This window comes from Synechococcus sp. R8-2 (assembly GCF_047461715.1).
GTDB lineage: Bacteria > Cyanobacteriota > Cyanobacteriia > Thermostichales > Thermostichaceae > Thermostichus.
In genome coordinates this window covers 1-5,492 of the sequence record NZ_JANSHQ010000107.1, presented here as the reverse complement: position 1 = coordinate 5,492, position 5,492 = coordinate 1, and the positions used below count along the sequence as shown (strand labels likewise).

At 58.9% G+C, this 5,492-nt stretch carries 5 protein-coding genes and 1 pseudogene; 5 read left to right on the top strand and 1 reads right to left on the bottom strand.

From position 1 onward, the window contains the following. Positions 1–354: pseudogene (locus tag NW819_RS02965) on the top strand (hypothetical protein); the annotation flags it as partial. 66 nt (positions 355–420) lie between these two features. Then, positions 421–1,614, top strand: a complete 1,194-nt coding sequence (cbiE, locus tag NW819_RS02960) for a precorrin-6y C5,15-methyltransferase (decarboxylating) subunit CbiE (RefSeq protein ID WP_414412840.1) — start codon at positions 421–423, stop codon at positions 1,612–1,614. A gap of 46 nt (positions 1,615–1,660) precedes the next feature. Here cbiE and NW819_RS02955 read toward each other — a convergent pair whose 3' ends face one another. After that, positions 1,661–2,263, bottom strand: coding sequence for an NYN domain-containing protein (locus tag NW819_RS02955; RefSeq protein WP_414412839.1), 603 nt, complete (start codon positions 2,261–2,263; stop codon positions 1,661–1,663). Between the two features lie 303 nt (positions 2,264–2,566). Here NW819_RS02955 and sfsA point away from each other — a divergent pair, with 303 nt between their 5' ends. The 3 genes from sfsA to xth all read left to right on the top strand — a co-directional run bounded on the left by sfsA (position 2,567) and on the right by xth (position 5,441). Beyond that, the gene (gene sfsA / locus NW819_RS02950) at positions 2,567–3,286 is read left to right on the top strand and encodes a DNA/RNA nuclease SfsA (protein WP_414412838.1); all 720 of its coding nucleotides are present in this window, start codon (positions 2,567–2,569) and stop codon (positions 3,284–3,286) included. 97 nt (positions 3,287–3,383) lie between these two features. Further along, entirely contained in the window at positions 3,384–4,643 is a 1,260-nt protein-coding gene (locus NW819_RS02945; protein ID WP_414412837.1) for a GTP cyclohydrolase II, read from the top strand. Between the two features lie 12 nt (positions 4,644–4,655). Further along, positions 4,656–5,441, top strand: a complete 786-nt coding sequence (gene xth / locus NW819_RS02940) for an exodeoxyribonuclease III (protein WP_414351932.1) — start codon at positions 4,656–4,658, stop codon at positions 5,439–5,441. Positions 5,442–5,492: the final 51 nt, after the last annotated feature.

The following is a 5,492-nucleotide window of genomic DNA, read 5'->3' as shown; positions in this document are numbered from 1 at the left end:
ATGGCCGAAATGCGGGCCGAGCGGCAGGCTATGGAAGCCCAACTCCAGACCGAAATCCAGGAGATCAGGGCGTTGATCCAACAGAACCAGGAGCGGATTCGACAGAACGAAGAGCGGGGAGACGAGCTGGAGGTGGCCATACAGGAGTGCCGCCGAGATATGCAGGCTGGGTTTGCCGAACTGAGGGAAGCGCAAGCCATGATGATGGAGCAATTTCGGGAGCGCGATGGCCGCCTGATCGAGGCTCAACTCAGCTTTATTCGGGAGATGCGGGAAATGCAACGGGAAGTGGCGGAGCTGCGACTGGATTTTCTCAATCACATGCGCCAATACCACCCACCTGTCGAACGTTAAATGGCTACGGCAGCACCTGGGCGGTCACCTCAGCTTGCGGTCGTAGGGGTAGCGGGGGATGGCTCTGTGGCTTCCTGGGGGATCCCCCCCCTTTCCCAAGCCAGGGTTTTGGCAGGAGCCCCTCATCTGCTCCGGCACTTTACCGATCATCCGGCCCGCAAGATCCCGCTCACCGGGCCGGTGGAAAGTTGGATCCCGCTTTTGCAGCAGGAGATGGCTCAGGGATCCCTAGTTTTGTTGGCCAGCGGGGATCCGCTTTTTTTCGGGATCGGGCGGCTGTTGACGGAGTATTTCCCAGCGGAGCGGTTGGCCTTCTATCCGCAGGTGAGCTCGGTGCAGCTGGCCCTGAACCGCCTGCAGATCCCCTGGCAGGAGGCGACCATCCTCAGCCTGCACGGGCGGGGAGTGGAGCGGTTGGAAGCCGTTCTCAAGCAGGGATCCCCTGTGATCGTGGTGCTCACCGATCCGGAGCATACACCGACCGTCTTGGCCCAGTTCATTGCCGACCTGCGGCTGCCGGTGCGTTACCAAGCCTGGGTCTGTAGTCAACTGGGATCCCCTCAAGAGCAGATCGTGCCCCTCCAGGAAGGTCAGAATTCATCCTTCTCCAACCCCAACGTGGTGGTGCTGCGACGGGTAGAACCGGAGCCAGATCCCCATCGCTGGCCTTTGGTCGGGATCCCGGACGACCAGTTCTACACCTTTCCCGACCAGCCCGGCTTGATCACCAAGCAGCCCATCCGCCTGCTCACCTTAGGATCCCTGCAGCTCCCCCAAGAGGGCGTGGTGTGGGATATCGGTGCCGGCACCGGCTCGGTGGCCATCGAAATAGCCCGCCTCTCTTCTCGGCTCCAGGTCTATGCTGTCGAGCGCAACGCCATGGGCATCTGTCTGATTCGGCGCAACCGGCAACGCTTTGGCCCAGAGAACCTGCAGGTGATCCCGGGGGCAGCCCCCCAAGTGTTGGCCAACTTGCCCGACCCAGATCGGGTGGTGCTGGGCGGCGGCGGCAAAGGGATCCGCGACCTGCTGCCGGTGGTGGAAGCCCGCCTGCGGCCTGGAGGGATCTTAGTGGCCAACTTCGCTACCCTAGAAACCTGCAGCGAGGCCCTGCAATGGCTGCGTTCTCGGGGCTGGCAAGTTCGAGTAGATCACGTTCAGATCTCCCGCTCTGCCGTCCTGGCCGAGGGCACCCGCTTTGCCCCCCTGAACCCGGTTTACCTGCTGCAAGGGATCCCTTCAAATTGGAAAGCCCAGTAAGCCCCCCGTTGCTCTGCTTTCCCTTCTCCCTGTGGGGGAGGGAAAGTTATCCCTCGTCCTCCTCATCGGTGGTGAACCCCGGTCGGTACAGGTAGGCGGAGGAGGGACGGTTGGTCTTCTTGATTTGGTCTTTGATGGATTCCAGGTCGATGTAGCGATCCGCCAAGTTGATCAGTTGATCGCTGGTCATGGAACGCAAGCTGACCACCTCCACTCGTGCCCCTTGGTAGCTAACGGCATTGACCGCATAGGCCAAGTCTCCATCGCCGCTCACCAGCACAGCCGTCTCATACCAGCGCACCAGCGACAGCATATCCACGGCAATTTCCACATCCAGGTTGGCTCTCTTGGATCCATCGGGCAACTGGGTTAGCTCTTTGGTAACCACGCGGTAGCCATTGCGGCGCATCCAGAGCAAAAACCCCTGCTGCTTTTCGTTGTTGCGATCGACGCCGGTGTAGAAAAAAGAGCGCAAAAGGGGCGACCGACCACTCAGAGTCTTCAGCAGACGGGTGTAGTCGATCTCAATGCCCAGTTGCAGAGCGGCGTAGAACAGATTAGACCCGTCGATGAATATGGCCACACGCCCACGGTTGTCCTGCAAGGAATCCCCAGGCTGAAAACTGGGATCAGGATCAAGACGCAGCATTCGGGTTTTCTTCTCCAAGTTTTGACAAAAGGGCAGAAAAAACGAGGTGTTAAATGGGTTTAATCGCCAATACAGCTCTTTCCGGCAGCACCGACTACAGATAATGCAGACGCATCTCTTGTGCGATAGGGATCTTACTGCTTCCCAGAGTGATCTGCAGAATTCCCATGAAGTCGGAAAGAGCTGTAAGAGGGTGCCCCAAGCCCTGGGACACATGATTTACCCTAGCGCAGGAGAGACGATCCCCGGAGAAGATTTCCAAAATCCTAAAGAAAAATACCTACGAAAGGAGAGGCTTTGGGGATGGAGTGCGGGGATGGGCCGGTACCTTACCGCTTTTCGAGCCCCTTGCACAGAGGGGTGCTGCGCAGCCGCTACAAGCGGTTTTTGGCCGATGTGGAGCTGGAAAACGGGCAACAGATCATCGCCCATTGCCCCAACACGGGGCCGATGAGTGGGGTCTGTCAGGTAGGGGCACCTGTGTACCTCTCCCATCACCCGGAGCCAAAACGGAAACTGGCCTACACCTGGGAAATGATCCAGGTGGATGGGGTATGGGTGGGGATCAACACCAGCTTGCCCAATCGCCTGGTGGACTGGGGGCTGGAGCGAGGGTGGTTTCCTCAATTGGCAGGGTTTTCTCGCCGGCAACGGGAGGTGACCTGCGGCAGGAGCAAAATCGACTTTCTGCTGACAGGAGACTCTGGCTCGGCCTATCTGGAGGTGAAGAACACCACCTGGGCCAAGGGATCCCGTGCGCTGTTTCCCGATACGGTGACCACTCGCGGCCAAAAACACTTGGAAGATCTGATCCAGATCCGCCAACAGGGGCAGCGGGCTCTGCTGATGTACTGGATCAATCGCGCCGATTGCACCGAGTTTGCCCCCGGCGAAGAACGGGATCCCCGCTATGCCCGTCTGTTTCGTGAGGCCCTGCAAGCCGGAGTGGAGATGTTGCCCTATCGGGTCGAGGTTTCGCCGGCAGGGATCCGCCCCTTGGGTTTGGCCAAAATCGTTGTCTAGGCACCCCAAAAGAAGGGTCAGGCTCTCTGGAAACGGCTGGGGATGGCCTATAATACTGCTTTCTCCAGATTCTTAGTTTTCCAAGCACTTGAGGACCATGAGCAAACCTTCCTCCCGTCCTCATCACATTGTCCTGACTTCCCATCCCTCCCCTCATGGGACGCAAGCCCAGCCGATTCGCTGGGGAGCCTTGGATCCACTGCAGCGGGGGCCGGTGGTGGGTAGCCTGACCAATCTTGCCCATCGCAATGTCATCGGCACCCATGCGGGAGCCTACGCTGTCTATCGGGCATTGGCTGTGGCCAGTGGCTCTTTGCAGGCGGATCACCGCGCCGATTTAACCAATACTGCCCCGGTGGTGTCGATTGGCCCTCACCCAAGCTGGGGAGATCCAGACCGGATTGTGTCTTTGGATCCCTGGGGAGCAGTTGTGGGGGAAGTCTTTGCTCCCCTCTATGCCCAGGGCTACGATATTCGCCCTACTATTGCCATTACTCAGGCCCACATCCACATGCCAGAACTGCAGGAGGCGGTCAACAAAGGGCGGTTACGGGTGGATGGCCGGATCCTCAAAGACAACGGCAGCCTGGTGGTCACCAAAGCCGCAATCGAGCCGGTCTGGTACCTGCCGGGGATCGCCAAACGATTGCAGGTGAGCGAAAGCCTGCTGCGCCGCACCCTCTTCGAGCAGACGGGAGGCATGTTTCCAGAATTGGTGACTCGCCCAGACCTATCGGTGTTTTTGCCGCCCATCGGTGGCCAGACGGTGTACATCATCGGGCAAGTGGCCGCCATCACCGACCCGGCTTTGCCCCTGGCGGTGCGGGTTCACGACGAATGCAATGGTTCCGATGTGTTTGGCTCGGATATTTGCACCTGCCGCCCCTACCTGGTGCATGGCATTGAGGAATGCGTTAAGACGGCCCAAGCCGGTGGAGCCGGGGTGATTGTGTACCTGCGCAAAGAAGGCCGCGCCTTGGGGGAGGTGACCAAATTTTTGGTCTACAACGCCCGCAAGCGCCAGGAAGGAGGGGATCGGGCTGATGCCTACTTCGCCCGTACCGAGTGTGTGGCAGGGGTGCAAGACATCCGCTTCCAGGAGTTGATGCCGGATGTGCTCCATTGGCTGGGCATAACCCGAATCGATCGCCTGATTTCCATGAGCGACCTCAAGTATCGAGCCATCACCAACTCCGGCATTGAGGTTCTGCAGCGGGTGCCCATCCCAGAAGAGCTGATCCCGGCGGATGCCCGTGTGGAGATCGAGGCCAAAAAAGCTGCCGGCTACTACACCGAGGGGGAGGTGCTGGATGCGGAGCGGCTGGCCCAAATCCGAGGAAGAGCCTTGGTGGAGTGAGCGGGATCCCTCATGCAAGTGGCCACCTGGAATGTCAACTCCATTCGCACCCGGCTGCCTCAGGTTTTGGCTTGGCTGGACAGCCAGGGATCCCTGGATGTGCTCTGCCTGCAGGAGACTAAGGTGGTGGATGAAGACTTTCCCCGGGCGGCCTTTCAGGAGCGGGGCTTTCATGTGGAGGTCTACGGGCAAAAGTCCTACAACGGTGTGGCTCTGATCAGCCGGGATCCCCCGGAAAAAGTAGAACGGGGGTTTGGTGCGCTGCTGCCTGCGGCGGCAGATTTGGACGAGCAAAAGCGGCTGATGAGCGCCATCTACCGCGGGATCCGTATTCTCAACCTTTATGTGCCCAACGGTTCTGAGGTGGGATCGGAAAAATACGCCTATAAATTGCGCTGGCTAGCCACGCTGAAGGATTACCTCGCCGTTGCCCTGAGCCAAGGGGATCCCATCCTGCTCTGCGGGGACTTTAACATTGCCCCGGAAGATCGGGATATTTACGATCCCCAAAAAGCGGGAGAAATCATGGCTTCCGAACCGGAGCGACAAGCCCTGCGGGAGATCCTGGCTTTAGGGTTTGAAGATGCGTTTCGCAGGTTCACCCCAGATCCCGGCCATTTTAGCTGGTGGGACTATCGCTCGGGGGGGTTTCAAAGGAATCGCGGCTGGCGCATTGATCATCATTATCTGTCTCGTGAGCTACAGGAGAAAGCCACCGCTTGCTGGATCGATGTTGAGCCACGGCGGGCCGAAAAACCCAGCGATCATGCCCCTGTCATTGTTGCCCTGGATATTTAAGCGCCTTGTTATAGTCATTTCAAGCTAGGTTGAGACACTCCCCAAACGCTC

Coding starts and splice junctions, on each gene's coding strand:
- NW819_RS02945 (WP_414412837.1), top strand. CDS start 3,384: ATGAGCAAACCTTCCTCCCGTCCTCATCACATTGTCCTGACTTCCCAT.
- NW819_RS02955 (WP_414412839.1), bottom strand. CDS start 2,263: ATGCTGCGTCTTGATCCTGATCCCAGTTTTCAGCCTGGGGATTCCTTG.
- sfsA (WP_414412838.1), top strand. CDS start 2,567: ATGGAGTGCGGGGATGGGCCGGTACCTTACCGCTTTTCGAGCCCCTTG.
- xth (WP_414351932.1), top strand. CDS start 4,656: ATGCAAGTGGCCACCTGGAATGTCAACTCCATTCGCACCCGGCTGCCT.